The sequence below is a fragment of the Vibrio sp. SS-MA-C1-2 genome (genome assembly GCF_021513135.1).
Classification (GTDB): Bacteria; Pseudomonadota; Gammaproteobacteria; order Enterobacterales; family Vibrionaceae.
The window spans coordinates 660,808-677,745 of record NZ_CP090981.1; the positions used below are offsets into that span (position 1 = coordinate 660,808).

Annotated in this window: 17 protein-coding genes and 1 pseudogene; 12 read left to right on the forward strand and 6 right to left on the reverse strand. The window is 39.6% G+C overall.

What is annotated here, in order from left to right:
• Window positions 1–339 precede the first annotated feature (339 nt).
• Window positions 340–2,897: pseudogene (locus L0B53_RS07615) on the forward strand (class I adenylate cyclase).
• Window positions 2,898–3,036: 139 nt separating this feature from the next.
• On the opposite strand, the gene cyaY reads toward L0B53_RS07615, so the two are convergent.
• Complete coding sequence (cyaY, locus tag L0B53_RS07620; protein WP_235061522.1) at window positions 3,037–3,354, reverse strand: iron donor protein CyaY; 318 nt, start codon at window positions 3,352–3,354, stop codon at window positions 3,037–3,039.
• A gap of 79 nt (window positions 3,355–3,433) precedes the next feature.
• Between cyaY and lptM the strand changes: the two genes are divergently transcribed.
• The 6 genes from lptM to yigB all read left to right on the forward strand — a co-directional run bounded on the left by lptM (window position 3,434) and on the right by yigB (window position 8,066).
• Window positions 3,434–3,541: an LPS translocon maturation chaperone LptM gene (gene lptM, locus L0B53_RS19570; RefSeq protein WP_409202822.1), complete on the forward strand. Its 108-nt coding sequence runs from the start codon at window positions 3,434–3,436 to the stop codon at window positions 3,539–3,541.
• Window positions 3,542–3,617: 76 nt separating this feature from the next.
• Window positions 3,618–4,871 carry a diaminopimelate decarboxylase gene (gene lysA / locus L0B53_RS07630; RefSeq protein WP_235061523.1) on the forward strand — a complete coding sequence of 418 codons (1,254 nt, stop codon included), beginning with the start codon at window positions 3,618–3,620 and terminating at the stop codon, window positions 4,869–4,871.
• Between the two features lie 16 nt (window positions 4,872–4,887).
• Complete coding sequence (gene dapF, locus L0B53_RS07635) at window positions 4,888–5,718, forward strand: diaminopimelate epimerase (protein WP_235061524.1); 831 nt, start codon at window positions 4,888–4,890, stop codon at window positions 5,716–5,718.
• Window positions 5,715–6,392 (forward strand): DUF484 family protein, encoded by a 678-nt coding sequence (locus tag L0B53_RS07640; RefSeq protein WP_235061525.1) that lies wholly within the window; start codon window positions 5,715–5,717, stop codon window positions 6,390–6,392. Before dapF ends, L0B53_RS07640 begins: the two co-directional genes overlap by 4 nt.
• A 6-nt stretch (window positions 6,393–6,398) precedes the next feature.
• Window positions 6,399–7,313 (forward strand): tyrosine recombinase XerC, encoded by a 915-nt coding sequence (gene xerC / locus L0B53_RS07645; protein WP_235061526.1) that lies wholly within the window; start codon window positions 6,399–6,401, stop codon window positions 7,311–7,313.
• Window positions 7,314–7,334: 21 nt separating this feature from the next.
• The gene (gene yigB, locus L0B53_RS07650) at window positions 7,335–8,066 is read left to right on the forward strand and encodes a 5-amino-6-(5-phospho-D-ribitylamino)uracil phosphatase YigB (protein ID WP_235061527.1); all 732 of its coding nucleotides are present in this window, start codon (window positions 7,335–7,337) and stop codon (window positions 8,064–8,066) included.
• 193 nt (window positions 8,067–8,259) lie between these two features.
• On the opposite strand, the gene L0B53_RS07655 is transcribed toward yigB, so the two are convergent.
• The 3 genes from L0B53_RS07655 to L0B53_RS07665 all read right to left on the reverse strand — a co-directional run bounded on the left by L0B53_RS07655 (window position 8,260) and on the right by L0B53_RS07665 (window position 10,901).
• A complete protein-coding gene (locus tag L0B53_RS07655) occupies window positions 8,260–8,724 on the reverse strand; it encodes a tRNA (cytidine(34)-2'-O)-methyltransferase (RefSeq protein WP_235061528.1) in 465 nt (154 codons plus the stop codon).
• Between the two features lie 68 nt (window positions 8,725–8,792).
• The gene (gene cpxA / locus L0B53_RS07660) at window positions 8,793–10,205 is read right to left on the reverse strand and encodes an envelope stress sensor histidine kinase CpxA (RefSeq protein ID WP_235061529.1); all 1,413 of its coding nucleotides are present in this window, start codon (window positions 10,203–10,205) and stop codon (window positions 8,793–8,795) included.
• Window positions 10,206–10,217: 12 nt separating this feature from the next.
• On the reverse strand, window positions 10,218–10,901 hold the full coding sequence (locus tag L0B53_RS07665) for a response regulator (protein ID WP_235061530.1): 684 nt from the start codon (window positions 10,899–10,901) through the stop codon (window positions 10,218–10,220).
• 225 nt (window positions 10,902–11,126) lie between these two features.
• Between L0B53_RS07665 and L0B53_RS07670 the strand changes: the two genes are divergently transcribed.
• The 3 genes from L0B53_RS07670 (at window position 11,127) to pfkA (ending at window position 13,884) form a co-directional block, all read left to right on the forward strand.
• Window positions 11,127–11,681, forward strand: coding sequence for a Spy/CpxP family protein refolding chaperone (locus tag L0B53_RS07670; RefSeq protein WP_235061531.1), 555 nt, complete (start codon window positions 11,127–11,129; stop codon window positions 11,679–11,681).
• Window positions 11,682–11,826: 145 nt separating this feature from the next.
• Complete coding sequence (gene fieF, locus L0B53_RS07675) at window positions 11,827–12,720, forward strand: CDF family cation-efflux transporter FieF (protein ID WP_235061532.1); 894 nt, start codon at window positions 11,827–11,829, stop codon at window positions 12,718–12,720.
• Between the two features lie 192 nt (window positions 12,721–12,912).
• On the forward strand, window positions 12,913–13,884 hold the full coding sequence (pfkA, locus tag L0B53_RS07680) for a 6-phosphofructokinase (protein ID WP_235061533.1): 972 nt from the start codon (window positions 12,913–12,915) through the stop codon (window positions 13,882–13,884).
• 114 nt (window positions 13,885–13,998) lie between these two features.
• On the opposite strand, the gene tpiA is transcribed toward pfkA, so the two are convergent.
• Window positions 13,999–14,769 carry a triose-phosphate isomerase gene (tpiA, locus tag L0B53_RS07685; protein WP_235061534.1) on the reverse strand — a complete coding sequence of 257 codons (771 nt, stop codon included), beginning with the start codon at window positions 14,767–14,769 and terminating at the stop codon, window positions 13,999–14,001.
• A 212-nt stretch (window positions 14,770–14,981) separates the two neighbouring features.
• Here tpiA and L0B53_RS07690 point away from each other — a divergent pair, with 212 nt between their 5' ends.
• Together L0B53_RS07690 and L0B53_RS07695 are read left to right on the forward strand one after the other, a co-directional pair.
• Complete coding sequence (locus tag L0B53_RS07690) at window positions 14,982–15,299, forward strand: 5-carboxymethyl-2-hydroxymuconate isomerase (protein ID WP_235061535.1); 318 nt, start codon at window positions 14,982–14,984, stop codon at window positions 15,297–15,299.
• A 219-nt stretch (window positions 15,300–15,518) separates the two neighbouring features.
• Window positions 15,519–16,073, forward strand: a complete 555-nt coding sequence (locus L0B53_RS07695; RefSeq protein ID WP_235061536.1) for a DUF805 domain-containing protein — start codon at window positions 15,519–15,521, stop codon at window positions 16,071–16,073.
• A 109-nt stretch (window positions 16,074–16,182) separates the two neighbouring features.
• Here L0B53_RS07695 and L0B53_RS07700 read toward each other — a convergent pair whose 3' ends face one another.
• On the reverse strand, window positions 16,183–16,926 hold the full coding sequence (locus L0B53_RS07700) for a ferredoxin--NADP reductase (protein ID WP_235061537.1): 744 nt from the start codon (window positions 16,924–16,926) through the stop codon (window positions 16,183–16,185).
• Window positions 16,927–16,938: the final 12 nt, after the last annotated feature.

The following is a 16,938-nucleotide window of genomic DNA, read 5'->3' on the forward strand; positions in this document are numbered from 1 at the left end:
TCTACCTACAAACTAATCAATAATAGCTAATCCTACCACTGGTTAGAATCTGATGATAATGCAAATGGACAACTCAGCTATCTACATCATAAGATAAATTTACCTTCTAAGTGATAATGTGACGCAGATCACGTATTTGTCTTAAGGTAAAAACTGTTGTTTTTGACTCAATAAAGATCCTTTTTTAATTTCAAAAGGAGAGCTTTATGGCTAGAAACTTTACCTATAATCAGAGAAATGTTACATTGGTCACGTTTTAAAATCATAGATAAGATACCTCACCTCACATATTTACGTTGTTGATGGTTATTGATTCTCGCTTTCTTCTGGATGAACATTTTGCATACACATATCAGGAAATTGATTAGTAAAGTTGATGCACTCAATAGCAAACGGATTGCTCGAGCTGAATTAGCCATGCCTTCACAAGGGAAAGAGGTTTTTCGCCTTTTGCCTGCGCTATTCCATTTTAATCATCCTGAGCTCCCAGGTTACATCTCTGAAACAACTCCCCATGGTATTGATCTGTTTGAAGCAACAGATGAGCAGAAACTATTTATTGATCGTCATTTACAGATTGAAAATAGCGTTGAAGGCCTGACGCCACCAGAAAATGAGATTATTGGCCTTTATGCAATGGGCAGTACCTCATCAATGGGGCAAACGTTGGGCAGTGATTTTGATATCTGGGTTTGTGTGAACACCTCAATGTCTAGTTTGTATCGCAAACAGTTAGAAGCTAAGTGTGAGCAAATCTCTCTTTGGGCAATGAACCAAGGAGTGGAAGCAAACTTTTTCATTGTCGATCCTAATCGGTTTAGAGAACAAACTTCTGACACTATGTCAGGTGAGAATTGCGGCTCTGCTCAACACTATCTATTACTTGATGAGTTTTATCGTTCTGTTGTGCAGTTAGCTGGACGTCGTATTTTATGGTTTATTGTTCCGCTTGAAAGTGAATTTAAATACGATATCTATTTAAAAGATATTAAGAAGAACTTTGCCTATGACCAAGATCGTTGGGTCGATTTTGGTGGATTACCACAAATCCCAGCTGAAGAGTATTTTGGTTCTAGCCTTTGGCAGCTTTATAAAAGTATTGATGCGCCTTATAAATCGGTATTAAAAGCCTTGTTATTAGAAGCTTACTCTTGGGAATACCCCAATACCGATCTGATCAGTATCGATATTAAACGCCAAATCTATGCTGATTCACAAAGCCAGACTGAAACCTGTCTCGACTCTTACTTTTTGATGTTACATAAAGTCACTCATTATTTAGAAACGATTGATGATCAACGTCGACTTGATCTGGTTCGTCGCTGCTTCTACTTTAAGACAGAAGAGCGTTTAACTCAGCAGCCTGGTAAAGGTTCGATGCCTTGGCGACGTGAAGTTTTACAAGAATTAGTTGATGAGTGGCAATGGTCGCAACAGACACTAGAAGAGCTTGATAATCGTGCTTATTGGAAGGTTGAACAGGTACGCGTTGCTCATAATGAGTTACTTGAAGCGTTAATGTTGAGTTATCGCAACTTGATTCGTTTTGCTCGCCGTAATGATATTACCTCTACCATTAGCCCTGAAGATATTAGTATATTAGCCCGTAAACTTTATGCTTCATTTGAAGTTCTGCCGGGTAAAGTGACCTTACTTAATCCTCAAATCTCTTTAGGTCTTCATGAGGATTCATTAACCTTGATTCAAGTCGAAGAGAATCGAGGTAATACTGCTGGTTGGTACCTCTATAATTGTGGACTTTCTCCTTATGAATTGATTGGTCGAGCACCATTAGAGCATAATCGCTATGCCAGCAAGTTGGTCGCTTGGGCATTTTTTAATGGCTTATTGACCGAGTCAACTCAGCTTCATAATGTGGTTCGTCAAGCGGATCTAGACATTGATAAGTTGTATCAATTTGTTGGCGATATTCGAAATACTTTTTCAATTAATCGCTCTCAACCGAGTTTGCAAGATTTAGCCAGTCCGTGTGAAATTCGTCAGCTCTCTCTATCGATTAATTTAGAGAATGACCCTACGACAGAGCTAAAGTCGCGTCATGCGGCGGCGGAATCGAATAAAATTGATGTGCTCTCATACGGTGAGCAGCAAAAGTCATTAATTGGCAGTATTGATCTCATTTACCGAAATTCGTGGAATGAAGTTCGTACTTTAAATTTTAGTGGTGAAAATGCACTCCTAGATGCATTGAAAACAGTGTTAGGAAAAATGCACCAAGATGCGTTATCTCCTGAATCGATTGATGTGTTCTGTTATAGTAAAAATATGCGAGGTTTAATAAAAAACTACGTATATCAACTGTTAACGGAGTGCATTGAAATGCGATTGAAGCCAGTTGACCCAACTCATCGTCGTCGTTTTAAAGCGATAAAAATTGCTAATCAAACCTTTGGTCTCTTTTTTGAGCGTCGTGGTGTTTCGGTGCAGAAACTAGAAAATTCTGTCGATTTTTATCGTAGTATTTCCACCAATAAGCTCAATGGTTCTACTCAAGTAAAAGCCAATGATAATGTTAGCTATCAATTGCCTGATGTCGTCGATAATTTTGCCAGTGAAGGGTTGATTCAATTCTTCTTTGATAATCGAGGTGACAACTTTAGTCTCTACATTTTGGATGAGACGAATACCTTAGAGACCTATCATCAATGTACCGGTGAGAAAGAGGAGATGGTATCAGAAGTTAACCGTTTTTATACTGCTTCACAAGGGGGGATGATAATGCTAATTTCAACTTGCCTCAATTTTATGACATCTTTTATGACGATGAAAAAAATCCAAGCATTATTCCTTATCGTACCGGTAATGGTCGACCATCAGAGTGTCGAAATAAAGAAGAGAATCGTGTGGACGCTAGTTTAAAACTTCAAGCTGATTAGTTTTTCTGAATTCTTTTTCAAGGTATCTTTTTTAAAGATAAGAGTTTAAAGAGCCCTCATAATGATTGATAAAGCAGTCATCATGAGGGCTCTTTTTATTGTATCTGGCTCTATTTTTATACCAACCTGTAGGTGAGGGTTACTCTTCCCACTCAATCTCTTCGTCGGAATGTACATCACACGCTTTTTTTACTGCGTTGACAAATTCTAATCCAGAGCGTGTACATAACCATTGATCATTAGAAAGTTGAAAGTGGTATCCGCCTTCTTTACTTGCTAGCCAAATCTCATGCAGTGGTTCTTGACGGTTAATAATTACTTGGCTGCGATTTTCAAACTCTAGGGTCATCACATTCCCTGTGGTTTCATAATCGATGTCAGCACCTGAATTATCAATCATCTCTTCAATGGCCATCAACTGTTTATCGACAACTTGGTGAAACTCAGTATCATTCATCTTACAAAGTCCTATTGCTTTTCATTTTGTTAATGCGATTATAGTAGTCATTAACTTTATAATCACTAGTGGTAAGAGAATGAATAAAATTATTTTAGCAATATTAGTGACATTTACCCTCTCATTAGCGGGTTGTGGGCAATCTGGGCCATTATATATGCCAGATAAAGGCGAACAGCAGAAATAATATTGAATAAGTAATGAAAACAGGCAACACTGAAATTAGGAAAGTTGTCTTTTAATATCAAGAACAGGGAAGAAACGTGGATTATTTTAATTATAAGGATGATGGTCAGCTGTGGGCTGAAGATATCTCAATACCTCAATTAGCTTCACAATATGGCACACCCCTCTATATTTATTCTAGAGCGACATTAGAACGTCATTGGAAGGCATTTGATCAGGCTGTCGCTGAACATCCACATCTTATTTGTTATGCCGTTAAGGCAAATTCAAACCTTGCGGTATTGAATGTATTGGCTCGTTTAGGCTCTGGCTTTGATATTGTCTCTATGGGTGAGTTAGAGCGTGTGTTAGCGGCGGGAGGGCGTGCGGATCGCGTGGTATTTTCTGGCGTTGGTAAAACCGTTGAAGAGATGCAACGTGCATTAACCGTCGGGATTAAGTGTTTTAATGTTGAGTCTGAACCCGAGCTCGAACGCTTAAATCAGGTGGCTGGAGAAATGGGCATTAAAGCGCCGACGTCTATCCGTATTAATCCTGATGTTGATGCTAAGACTCACCCTTATATCTCTACTGGATTGAAAGAGAATAAATTTGGTATCTCATTTGAACGCGCGCCTGATATTTATCGTCATGCTGCAACATTAGAGAACCTTAATGTTGTCGGTATTGATTGTCATATTGGTTCTCAATTGACTGATATCGAACCATTTATTGATGCAACAGACAGACTTCTGACATTAATCGAGATACTATCTGAAGCTGGGATTTCAATTAAACATTTAGATGTGGGTGGGGGTTTAGGGGTACGCTATTCTGATGAAGTCGCTCCAACTCCTTCTGAGTATGCTTCTGCATTAATGTCTCGTTTGAGTGATTACCCTGAACTAGAACTCATTTTTGAACCGGGACGCGCAATTGCGGCTAATGCCGGGATTTTGGTGACCAAGGTTGAGTATCTGAAACCAACAGAAGATAAAAACTTTGCAATTGTTGATGCTGCAATGAATGACTTAATGCGTCCGGCTCTTTATCAAGCGTGGCAAGAGATTATTCCTGTCGTACCAAGAGAAGAATCCACGAAAAGCTATGATATTGTTGGTCCAATTTGTGAAACAGGGGACTTCTTAGGAAAAGATCGCGATTTAGCGATTCAACCTGATGATCTATTAGCGATTCGCTCTTCTGGTGCGTATGGATTTACTATGGCCTCTAACTATAACTCCCGCTGTCGTCCAGCTGAAATTATGGTTGATGGTGCTGAGAGTCATGTTGTTCGACAGCGTGAAGAATTACAACAATTATGGCAGCTAGAACAGTTGTTGCCAGAGTAGAGAGAGTATAAACAGCATGCAAATCCATTTTTCTAAAATGCATGGCTTGGGTAATGATTTTATGGTGGTGGATAGCGTGACACAAAGCGCTTTCTTCTCACCGGATTGTATCCGTCGGTTAGCAGATCGTCATACTGGAATTGGTTTTGATCAGTTATTGATTGTTGAACCGCCTTACGATCCAGAAAGTGATTTTCACTATCGAATCTTTAATGCGGATGGTAGTGAAGTGGAGCAATGTGGTAATGGTGCTCGCTGTTTTGCTCGCTTTGTACGTATGAAAGGGTTGATTAATAAGAATGAGATCTTTGTGAGCACTAAAGCCGGAAAGATCACTTTGAAGATTGAAGATGATGGTCAAGTCACCGTTAATATGGGGGTGCCTGTCTTTGATCCAAGTAAAGTTCCTTTTAAAGCGAAACAGAAAGAGAAAACCTATCTATTAAGAGTCAATCAATCAACGCTATTTAGTGGTGTGGTCAGTATGGGGAATCCACATTGTGTTATTACTGTTGATGATATAAATACAGCTGATGTGAAGCGACTTGGACCTCAAATTGAATCTCACGAGCGTTTTCCACAACGCGTTAATGCTGGCTTTATGCAGGTTATTAATAAGAATGAGATCAAGTTGCGCGTTTATGAACGTGGAGCTGGAGAGACTCAAGCTTGTGGAACGGGAGCGTGTGCTGCGGTTGCCGTTGGACAATATCAAGGGTTCTTAGGCAAAGATGTAAAAGTGACGCTTCCTGGTGGAGAGTTACGAATCCGTTGGCAAGGTGAGGGTGAACCGCTTTATATGACAGGGCCGACAGCGCATATTTATGATGGACAAATTGTATTATGAGTAACGTCGAGTCACTGTTAGAACCACATCAATTGGCTCAGCTTAATGAAGAGATGATTGTTGAATACTTGATGAATCATCCTGATTTTTTTGCCCGTTATCCTGATGTCGTTGCTTCGTTACAGATTTCCCATCAGCAACGAGGTGCAATCTCTTTAGTTGAACTGCAACAAGAGAGATTACGAATCAGAATTAGTGAGTTAGAAGAGGAGGTGACGCAGTTTATGTCGATCGCCTCTACCAATGATCGTCTATTCGCTCTGCTAGCTGAAACGCAACAACAACTTTTTACTACCACTAATCTTCATGAGATTGATAAAGTTTTAACTCAGTTAGCGGATAAGCTTAATTTGACCGCGGCAATTGTTCTCTTTGATGCCCCTGTTGCGGAGTATCGCTTAGACCGAAATGAGTATCAGACATTAAAAGCTACTCGCTTTCCACAAAATGCACTGTACCTTGGACGCTTACGTCAGCGAGAAGCTTCTCTGTTTTTTGATGACAGTGTTGAATTTGGTTCTGCTGCCCTGCTTCCTCTTGGACATAAACAAGAGTTGGGCATTATGGCTTTTTACAGTCCTGACGGGGCACATTTTCAACCCAATATGGATACGTTATTTTTGGCTCAACTTGCTTCAGTCGTTAGTTATCTTATTTCATCTTGGAGTCGTTAAACGATTATGTCGACTATTGCCTCAAGCCTAGAGAAGCCCTTACTTAAGTTTTATACTTATCTTCATGCCGAGCGAGGATTAAGTCTCCATACCCAACGAAATTATCAACGCCAGTTAACGGCTATCGCTGAATTTTTAACAACATCTGAACTCTCTTTATGGCAACAAGTTGATGCGGCATGGGTACGACAAATTGCCAGTAAAGGAATGAGGGAAGGATTAAAGGCCAGCAGTATTGCGATGCGTCTTTCTGCATTACGAAGCTTTTTTGATTTTTTAATCAGAGAAGGTGTATTGAGTGCAAATCCAGCTAAAGGGGTTTCAGCACCAAGACAAGAGCGTCGTTTGCCAAAAAATTTAGATGTTGATGAGATTGGTCAATTACTCGACGTGACCGAAGATAATCCATTAGCGATTCGTGATCGTGCAATGATGGAGGTGATGTATGGCGCGGGTTTACGTCTTTCTGAGCTAGTCGGCTTAAATATCAAAGACATTAACTTCAGAGCGGGTGAATTGATTGTCACCGGTAAAGGGGATAAACAGCGATTAGTTCCATTTTCTGGTGAAGCAAAAGAGTGGCTCAATCGTTGGTTAAAGGTGCGAGGTGAACTTGCCGATAGCGGTGAAGTCGCACTTTTTGTTTCTAAGTTGGGTTCGCGGATCTCTAATCGTAATGTTCAAAAAAGAATGGCGGAATGGGGGCAGAAGCAAGATGTCTCTAGTCATATCAATCCTCATAAATTGCGTCACTCTTTTGCGACTCATATGTTGGAGTCGAGTGGTGATCTGCGTGCCGTTCAAGAGTTATTAGGGCATGCTAACTTATCAACAACTCAGATCTATACTCATTTAGATTTTCAACATCTCGCTGATGTTTACGATAAAGCTCACCCACGAGCAAAACGTAACAAGTCTTAAATTTTATTGGAGCTAAATCTTATGCATCTTTATCGACCACTGAATACCATTCGCGCTATGACGTTTGATCTTGATGATACTCTTTATGACAATGGGCCAGTCATCACCCGCGCTGTAAAGAACATGTGGGACAATTTAGCTCAATTACATCCGATTAGCCAACAGCTTTCTCATGAACAGTGGATGATGATTAAAGATGAGTTAGGGGAAAAGTATCCGATGTTACGTCATGATGTGACAGCTTGGCGACAGCAGTTTCTCTATCTTGGCTTGATTCAGAGTGGTTATCTTCCTCATCAAGCAGAAACAGCGACTCAAGAACTGATGACTCGCTTTATGGATGATCGCTGCCGGATTGATATGCCAGATGAGACTCACTATGTACTGGGGGAGCTCGCAAAGAAAATTCCATTGGTGGCGATAACCAACGGTAATGTCGACTTTAAACGGATTGGATTGGCGGATTATTTTCAGTTTGCTTTAATGGCGGGTGTAGATGGTATATCGAAGCCGGCCCCTGATCTTTATAACAGAGCCTCAGAGCTGTTAAATATTAAGCCTAATGAGATCCTGCATATTGGTGATCATCTAAAAACCGATGTCGCAGGTTCAATTCAAGCGGGTTATCAAGGGTGTTGGTTTAACGATCAGCAGCGTGATGTAAGAAAAGATAAACATGCCTCTTTGTTGCCCCACTTAGAAATTAGTTCTTTGACGTCGCTATTAGATCTGGTTTATCCCCCTCATACTTGAAGTCGCTAGGTTGTTGGCTGCACTCGTTCGCCCCAATCATAGAGTACACCTATACTCATGGGGCCTCACTCATTGGCCGCCGACTAGCAACGCCAATTATTTTAGGTATCAGTCAGTAGATTAATAGAAAAAAGAAACAGCCCAGATAAATGATTTATCTGGGCTGTTTTTTATTCATTTGTTATGGAGTGATTTAAACTGCGTGATTAAAGCCGAGTTGACGCCACGCTTCATAAGCAATAACGGCTACGGAGTTTGACAAGTTTAAACTCCGGCTACTTGGGATCATTGGGATACGAACACGCTGTTCCATTGGTAGGCTTTCGATAACATCAGCAGGAAGCCCTCGAGTTTCAGGACCAAAAAGTAAAACGGCATCTTGGTCAAATTTTGCATCAGTATGGAAGCCCGTAGTCTTGGTCGTACAAGCAAACAATTTTTTTCCTTTCGTTGCTGCTAGAAAAGCTGCAAAATCAGGATGACGAACCACATTATCGAGATCACGATAATCTAAACCTGCACGGCGTAATTTCTTCTCTTCTAAATCAAAACCTAAAGGCTCGATTAAATGCAGTTTTGCTCCCATGTTGGCGCAAAGACGCATGATGTTTCCAGTGTTTGGGGCTATCTCTGGTTCATAAAGGGCGATCTCAATCATGGTTATATCAACTTGCAAGTAATGGATAGATAGCCACTATTTTATTGACAGTGGCGTGGTGTGGCAACTCATTTAATTGTCGGCAAGGTAATTTCAATCCGTAAACCACCTAATGGACTTTTACTGGCTAAAATTGTTCCTTGATGCTGGATAATTGCATTTTCTGTGATGGCTAAACCTAAGCCAGTACCACCTGTTTCACGATCTCTGGCAGTGGATACTCGATAAAAAGGGCGGAATATCTCTTTTAACTCTTGCTCAGGAACACCTAATCCATCGTCATCAATGGTAATTTTTAGTTGATGGTGCTCAGTGGTAAAATCGATATTAATTTTATAATCACTGTATTTGATGGCATTACGAATGACATTTTCGAGTGCGCTGACCAATAGGTTTAGATTACCGCTAATTAAGGTCTGATCAAGCTGGTGGTAGGTGAGTGTTTTATCTAACTGTTCGGCTTCAAAAAGGGCATTATCTAGCATCTCTTGCCACAGTTCATTAATGGTGATTTGTTCACGGTTTTGGTGGTTATCAACCTGCATTCTTGATAAAGAGAGTAGACTCGCGATCATCTTCTCTAAGCGTTCGGCTTCTAACTCGATGCGGGTTAACTCTTTGCTCTCTCCTTGTTTTCTTACAGCCAGTGCCGTTGCCATTCGCAAGCGGGTGAGCGGTGATCGCAGTTCATGGGAGATATCAGAAAGAAGGCGCTGTTGGCCAGACATCAATTGATTGATTGAACTGACCATTAAATTAAAGCTAATACCTGCCTGTTTAAATTCAGTGGCTCCTTTTTCTAAATCTGGATCGGTCGATATCTCTCCTTTGGCAACCCGTTCAGCAGCAACTTGTAATCGGCGAGCTGGAGTACTTAATGCCCACGCTAACCATAATAACAAGGGAGTGCTGACTAACATGGTTAATAGCAGTAGCGAAATTGGGCGATCTAACACTTGATAGATAAACGGCATGGAAGGTTTACTGCTATGGCTAAAGTAAAACCATACGGGTTCATTGCTTACTTCAGTTTTAAAAGGGCCTGAAATTAAAAAGCGGCCATACCCTTTTTGTTGTGGTGAATTAGGATTATCTGAAAGAGTGATAAAATTACGAACAGCTCTGATTTTTCCCTGATACTTTTTACTATGATGACTGTGTTCAGTTTTAGGTTTACAGCAACTATATAACTCACCTTCAGAATTTGAGACATAAATTGAGAGTTCACCATTGCTTCGCTTTTGGGCCTCCTTTTGAATCCGCTGAATATTTTTTAATAGAGGCTGATCTGGGTCTAAACGATCATGGATATTATTGGTAATTAAGCTAAATTTTTCGATCTGTTTTTGATTAATTAACTGCTGATTTCGAGGATCAAAATGAGGTGCAACAGTGATGGCAATCAACACAATAAGAAGTGTTAACCAGAATATGGCAAAGATCTGGCCGTATAAATTAGAGACGCGCGGAAGTTTAATCATAATCAGTTTATCTTACTCTTCAATTAGCATATAGCCGCGACCACGTAAGGTTTTGATACGATCTTTACCATCTTCTCGTGGAGGAAGTTTTTTTCGGATATTCGAGACATGGACATCGATTGCACGATCAAAAGGCGCAAGATGTTTACCTAATACATTTAAGCTCAAATCTGATTTAGAGATAATAGTACTTGGATGATTAATAAAATAAGTTAGAAGAATAAGCTCCGTTGAGGTGAGGTCGATGAGTGTATTTTGGCAATAGACTTCTTGTTTACCAAGCTCAATAGTAATGCCTTGATAAGTAATCGTATCTGTATTTGATTGGTTTTCTCGTTGCTGACTTCTGCGCAAAATAGCTCGAATTCTGGCTAATAATTCACGGTCACTAAAAGGTTTGGGCAAATAGTCATCGGCCCCTAATTCAAGACCTAAAACGCGATCAATCTCATCCCCTTTTGCAGTTAACATGAGCACGGGGGTTTCATGCTCTTTACGTAGCTGACTTAACATCTCTAAGCCGTTCATATTTGGCATCATGATATCTAATAATATCAGGTCAACGTCGGGTGTTAATGCGGCGAGTCCAGCCTCTCCATCATTGGCTTCAGATACCGTAAATCCTTCGAGGGTTAAGATATCATTTAACAGTGAAGTTAACTCAATATCATCGTCGACTAATAAAATATGACTCATCTTTTCATCCTCAATATATGACACTCAATAACAGTACTTAAGCGTAGTTTTCTCACTATAAGATATCGTGCAATGGAGGGATAATGCTACTTATTTTTTATTGCTTTACGCTTCTTTACGTAGGTTGTACATCTCTTTACATTGCAAGAGGTAGACTATCTCCATCGCTTAAATATTAAACAACTGTAATCCTAAATAATGACAATTTAAAAAGAGGGTATCGTAATGAAAAAGATCAATAAAACATTAATCGCAGCATGTATTCTTCCTATTGCTTTAGGCTCGACCGCTGTCTTTGCTTATAACAATTCAAATCATCACAATTCGAATTCTGGACATTCAACTAATTACAGCAGTGATTGCGGACAATCTCATGATGGCTATAACCATAATGGTCATAATAAAATGTCGGATAACCATAATGGTCATAATAAAATGTCGGATAGCCATAAAGGAAACAGAAGTCACAATGGGTTATATGGGCAGTTAAATTTAACGGCAGAGCAACAGGGTCAGATGGAGACGATACGCAATAGTTATCAGCAAGAGATGAATCAACATCGAGATGCATTGAGATCACTTCGTCAAAACGAGCGAGATCAAATTCAACAAGAGCAGTTTGATGAACAAGCCGTTACTGACTTAGCCAATCAAATTGGAGCGATTCAAGTTGAGCGTAAAGTAGCAAAAGCAAAATATCGTAATGAGATGTTTAATCTACTAACACCAGAACAGCAGCAACAGATGAAAAATAGTCGAGGAAATAATAACCACTATTAATTTACTTGCACTGTCATCTTAACCGCAATGAACATAAACATTCATTGCGGTTTTTTTCGTTTAATTTATTGGAGTAACATTCCATTGATTGAGATAAAAAAGCTATACTTTGCATAATAACACCTTATTTGAGTGATTGATTAATATGACAAATGGATATGCAAAGTGGGTTCAATTAGCAGCTATTGCGGCGATATGTGTCGCGGGTGTGTTAATGGTGATGAAACTATTTGCTTGGTGGAATACAGGTTCCGTGAGTTTACTGGCTTCTCTTCTTGACTCAATTCTAGATATGGCGGCCTCACTGGTTAATCTTTTAGTGATTCGTTATGCCGTGCAACCCGCCGATAATGAACACAGTTTTGGTCATGGTAAGGCAGAATCTTTAGCCGCATTGGCTCAGGCAGCCTTCATATCTGGTTCTGCTATCTTTCTGATTCTTAATGGCGTTGAACGTTTAATGCGTCCAGAGCCATTACAATCACCAGAATTAGGGTTGATTGTCAGCAGTATTGCGGTTGTGATAACGGCGATATTGATACTATTTCAAAAGTGGGTAATTGCAAAAACGGATAGTCAAGCGATAAAAGCGGACTCTCTTCATTATCAAACCGATCTCTATATGAATATTGCGATTATTATTGCATTAGGGTTGAGTTGGTTTGGGTGGCTTTGGAGTGATAGTGTTTTTGCTATTTTAATTGGTTTTTATATTTTATTTTCAGCAGGAAAAATAGGATATGACGCGACGCAATCCCTATTGGATCGACAGTTACCTTTTGGTGAACGAGATAAAATTATCGAGTTAACATTAACGATAGAGGGTGTTCAAGGGTTGCATGATCTCCGTACTCGTCAATCCGGTGCAGTTAAGTTTATTCAGCTTCATTTAGAGTTAGATGACTATATGCCATTAATCGAAGCGCATAAAATTGCAGATAGTGTTGAAGCAATATTAGGTCGTCATTTTGTTGGTGCTGATATTATTATTCATCAAGATCCCTTATCGGTTCTTATTGCTGAAAAAGAGAACGATTGAGCAGATTTAAGACTATTATTAATAATAAATTAAATAGTGATGACTTATATCAACTAAATAAGTAAATAAAGTTGTAATCCGATGACAGAAGTAAGAAAATTACATTATTCAGTCTCATAAATGTTGATTATTTACATGATAATTTTCTTCTTTATGCTCGATTTTTTTAGTTTCTAATAATTAGAGGTAACCATGACTCGTAAGATTAACAAGATTGGTGTATTAACTAGTGGTGGTGACGCACCTGGAATGAATGCTGCTGTTCGTAGTGTTGTTCGTGCTGCATTAACGGAAGGCATTGAAGTCTGTGGCATTTACGATGGCTACCAAGGTTTACATCAGAATCGCATTGAGAAACTAAATCGCTCAAGTGTTTCAGATATCATTAACCGTGGTGGTACGTTCTTGGGTTCTGCTCGCTTCCCTGAGTTTAAGGATGAAAAAGTACGTGAACAAGCTATCCAAAACATGAAAATGCACGGCATTGATGCATTGGTTGTTATCGGTGGTGACGGTTCATTTATGGGTGCAAAAAAACTAACTGAAATGGGCTTTCCATGTATTGGTCTACCAGGCACAATCGATAATGATGTTGCAGGTACTGACTACACTATTGGTTATATGACCGCGTTAAATACCGTTATCGATGCGATTGACCGTTTACGTGATACTTCATCTTCTCATCAACGTATATCGATTGTTGAAGTTATGGGTCGCTATTGTGGTGATTTAACGTTGATGGCTGCAATTGCAGGTGGTTGTGAATATATTATCACTCCTGACGTTGGCTTAGATAAAAATAAACTTATTTCTCACATCAAAGATGGCATTTATAAAGGTAAGAAGCATGCAATTATTGCCATTACTGAATTAATGACAGACAGTAATGAGTTAGCTAAGTTTATTGAAGAAGAGACAGGCAGAGAAACTCGTGCAACGATTCTTGGTCATATTCAACGTGGTGGACATCCAACAGCGTTTGACCGAGTACTTGCTTCACGTATGGGTGCATATGCGGTTGATCTTCTTCTTAAAGGTGAAGGTGGTCGTTGTGTTGGTATTCAGAATGATGCCATGGTTCACCATGATATCATCGACGCAATTGAAAACATGAAGCGTCCAGTGAAAACTGAGCTTTATGAACTTGCTGAGAAATTATTCTAATCTTGATTGTTTTCAAGTAGAAAAATTTAATCATAAAAAAGGCGACTATTAGGTCGCCTTTTTTTATGATTAAATGTCACGATGGCGTGACACCTAATATTCTTTAAGAAGAGATTACTTCTTAGCTTCAGCTGCTGCTTTAGCGATAGCAGCAAAGCTAGCTGCATCTAGAGCTGCACCGCCAACTAGCGCGCCATCGATATCAGGCTGTGCGAAGTAAGCTTCAGCATTTTCTGGCTTAACAGAACCGCCGTATTGGATAACAACGTTTTTAGCAACTTCAGCATCTTGATCAGCAATGTGAGCACGGATTGCTGCGTGGATACGCTGTGCGTCATCAGCTGTTGCTGCTTTACCTGTGCCGATAGCCCAGATTGGTTCATAAGCGATGATTGCACCATTTAGCGCTTCAGCACCTTGAGTTTTGATAACTGCATCGATTTGACGAGCACATACTGACACAGTTTCACCCGCTTCATTTTGTGCTTCAGATTCACCGATACAAAGAACTGGCGTTAAACCGTTCTCTTTTAGGAATGCGAATTTCTTAGCAACAAACTCGTCTGATTCGTTGTGGTATTCACGACGCTCAGAGTGACCAATGATGATGTGAGAAGCACCAAAGTCTTTAAGCATTGCAGGAGAGATATCACCTGTGAATGCGCCGCTTAGGTTAACGTCTACATTTTGTGCACCTAAAACGATTGGGTTTACTGCTTTCTCGATTAGCTGTTGAGCTAGATCTAAGTACATTGCAGGTGGTGCAATAGCAACATCAACACCTTCAACACCGTTAAGTTCAGCATCTAGACCTTTGATTAGGTCAGTTACCATTGTTTTGCTACCGTTTAATTTCCAGTTACCCATAACAACAGGACGACGCATAATAGTTCTCCAATTAAATGTAAATAATTAACCAATTTAAGTAAAAATATAACAGGTTTTGACCACAGATATAATGTTTAAAATCATAAATGTGGTTAGATACACATAGTTTATAATAAAAACAAAAAAAATGAGTAAGATTGTTTACTTTTACATCGTTTTCGATTGATATATAAAGCTGGTTTTATTATCGATCATTAAGGACAATGATTATGCCACATTTGATTATGGAATATTCAGATCCTGTTACAGAACGGATGAATACCGTTTCGCTGCTTGAAGATCTTCACTTAATTGCGGTTGAGAGTGGTTACTTTAACAATGAGTTAGTGGTCTCTCGTAGTTACTCGGCACATAACTGGTTTGTAGGTAGTGCGCTAGAGAGAGAAGATTTTATCCATTTAACGTTAAATACGTCCTTGAGTTTAGATATTGGAGAGAAAAAACAGCTAATTGCTCGTTTTATGACCCAGTTACAGCAGCAAGCTGAAGGAATTACTAGCCTCACGGTAGATATCAATGCCACATAATTAAGAAATAATAAATAATCTTCTGTTTCATTAGGGATAGATCTCTTAATATAAGCGCATATATTCCCTTCATACTTGAAGCTGCTAGGTTGTTGACTGCGTTCATTCGCCTCTATCATATAGAACACCTATGCTCATGGGGCCTCATTCATTGGTCGCCGACTAGCAACTCCAATTATTTTGGGTTTACCTATTTATATTTATAGAGATTAAAGAAGAATGACTAAATCAGAGTGGCTATTTTCATTTCGTGGTCGAATTGGCCGTCAACATTATTGGACATGGTTTGCCATCTATTATATTGCGATGACGGCATTGCTATTTTTAGGTGCACAACTGCCTAACCCAATGCTGCAATCCGTTTTTACTTTAATCGTCCCTTTTATTCTTGTTTATCCCGATCTCGCTGTGCAAGCAAGACGTTGGCATGATCGCAATCGTTCGAACTACTGGTTACTGCTTAATATCCCTGTCTTTGCTGGGCGAATTCTATTGCCGGCAGCAGGTGTTGAAGGTGCAGCGACGACGCCATTAACGCCAATGGAAAATGGAATTTTCTTAATTTCAACGGCATGCAGTTTGTGGATTTTAGTTGAGTGTGGATTATTAAAAGGAAAACCTGAAAGTAATCGTTATGGCTCAGCTGTTACACCATTAACTCCCAAGAAGGGGGCTAAGACGCAACAAAAAGCACCACATAATGAGACCTTGGAGAAAGCGAGTGTGGTTAAAGAATTAGCAAAAGATAAAGTGCGTTCTATTTTCAAAAAATAGTTAGCCTTTGAATTAGCTGACTAAATAGAGATTAAAGAGATTTTGGCCATCACAAATAGATAATGATGGCTTTCTCTTTATTCGTTATGACTTATCTTACGTAAAAAGCTTACCAATAGTGCTCCATCGTTATCTGTCCAGGTTTACTTCTTAAGTTTTTAATAAAGCCTTTCTGTTCTAATATTGCTTTGGTATCTTTTACCATCTGTGGGTTACCACATAACATGATCTGGCTTTTATCTAATGAGAGGGGAAGATCAATAATTCGTTCTAACATACCATCATTTAAAGCATGAGTAATTCGACCTGAAAGTGCATTAGGGCCAGGCTCTCGACTGACAAATGGTTGAACCACGAGTTGACTAGGGTATTTCTTTTTTAACTCTTCAATTTCGGCTTGATAACTTAAATCTGATGCACAACGAACCGCATGAACCAGAACGATACGTCTAAATCGACTCCAAGGTTCTGCGGTTCTTAAGATAGAGAGATAAGGCCCAAGAGCGGTTCCTGTTGCAAGCATCCAAAGGTGTTCACCTTGAGGAACTTCATCTAAAGTAAAGAAACCACTCGCTTCTGGTGTGACCTCAATGGTATCCCCTGGCTGTAATGAAAAAAGCTTTGGAGACAGCAGACCATCGGCAATGCTGGTGGCGTAAATTTCAAATTTATTATCGCTAGGTGGATTGACTAATGAGTAGGCGCGTTGAACACGTTGCCCATCAATATCCATACCTAATTTAATAAATTGACCAGGAATAAAAGGATCGATAGGTGCTTCAAGTTCTAAGCTAAAAAGGGTGTTATTCCAATGGCGATTTTTAGTAACAGTGGCTGAAATCCAATGACTCATACATTGCTCCTC

What these genes read in the sequence shown, in the direction of transcription:
- tpiA (WP_235061534.1), bottom strand. Translation starts at nt 14,769, where the DNA reads ATGCGTCGTCCTGTTGTTATGGGTAACTGGAAATTAAACGGTAGCAAA.
- L0B53_RS07690 (WP_235061535.1), top strand. Translation starts at nt 14,982, where the DNA reads ATGCCACATTTGATTATGGAATATTCAGATCCTGTTACAGAACGGATG.
- pfkA (WP_235061533.1), top strand. Translation starts at nt 12,913, where the DNA reads ATGACTCGTAAGATTAACAAGATTGGTGTATTAACTAGTGGTGGTGAC.
- yigB (WP_235061527.1), top strand. Translation starts at nt 7,335, where the DNA reads ATGCATCTTTATCGACCACTGAATACCATTCGCGCTATGACGTTTGAT.
- dapF (WP_235061524.1), top strand. Translation starts at nt 4,888, where the DNA reads ATGCAAATCCATTTTTCTAAAATGCATGGCTTGGGTAATGATTTTATG.
- L0B53_RS07640 (WP_235061525.1), top strand. Translation starts at nt 5,715, where the DNA reads ATGAGTAACGTCGAGTCACTGTTAGAACCACATCAATTGGCTCAGCTT.
- L0B53_RS07655 (WP_235061528.1), bottom strand. Translation starts at nt 8,724, where the DNA reads ATGATTGAGATCGCCCTTTATGAACCAGAGATAGCCCCAAACACTGGA.
- L0B53_RS07700 (WP_235061537.1), bottom strand. Translation starts at nt 16,926, where the DNA reads ATGAGTCATTGGATTTCAGCCACTGTTACTAAAAATCGCCATTGGAAT.
- L0B53_RS07665 (WP_235061530.1), bottom strand. Translation starts at nt 10,901, where the DNA reads ATGAGTCATATTTTATTAGTCGACGATGATATTGAGTTAACTTCACTG.
- L0B53_RS07695 (WP_235061536.1), top strand. Translation starts at nt 15,519, where the DNA reads ATGACTAAATCAGAGTGGCTATTTTCATTTCGTGGTCGAATTGGCCGT.
- lptM (WP_409202822.1), top strand. Translation starts at nt 3,434, where the DNA reads ATGAATAAAATTATTTTAGCAATATTAGTGACATTTACCCTCTCATTA.
- fieF (WP_235061532.1), top strand. Translation starts at nt 11,827, where the DNA reads ATGACAAATGGATATGCAAAGTGGGTTCAATTAGCAGCTATTGCGGCG.
- L0B53_RS07670 (WP_235061531.1), top strand. Translation starts at nt 11,127, where the DNA reads ATGAAAAAGATCAATAAAACATTAATCGCAGCATGTATTCTTCCTATT.
- cyaY (WP_235061522.1), bottom strand. Translation starts at nt 3,354, where the DNA reads ATGAATGATACTGAGTTTCACCAAGTTGTCGATAAACAGTTGATGGCC.
- xerC (WP_235061526.1), top strand. Translation starts at nt 6,399, where the DNA reads ATGTCGACTATTGCCTCAAGCCTAGAGAAGCCCTTACTTAAGTTTTAT.
- cpxA (WP_235061529.1), bottom strand. Translation starts at nt 10,205, where the DNA reads ATGATTAAACTTCCGCGCGTCTCTAATTTATACGGCCAGATCTTTGCC.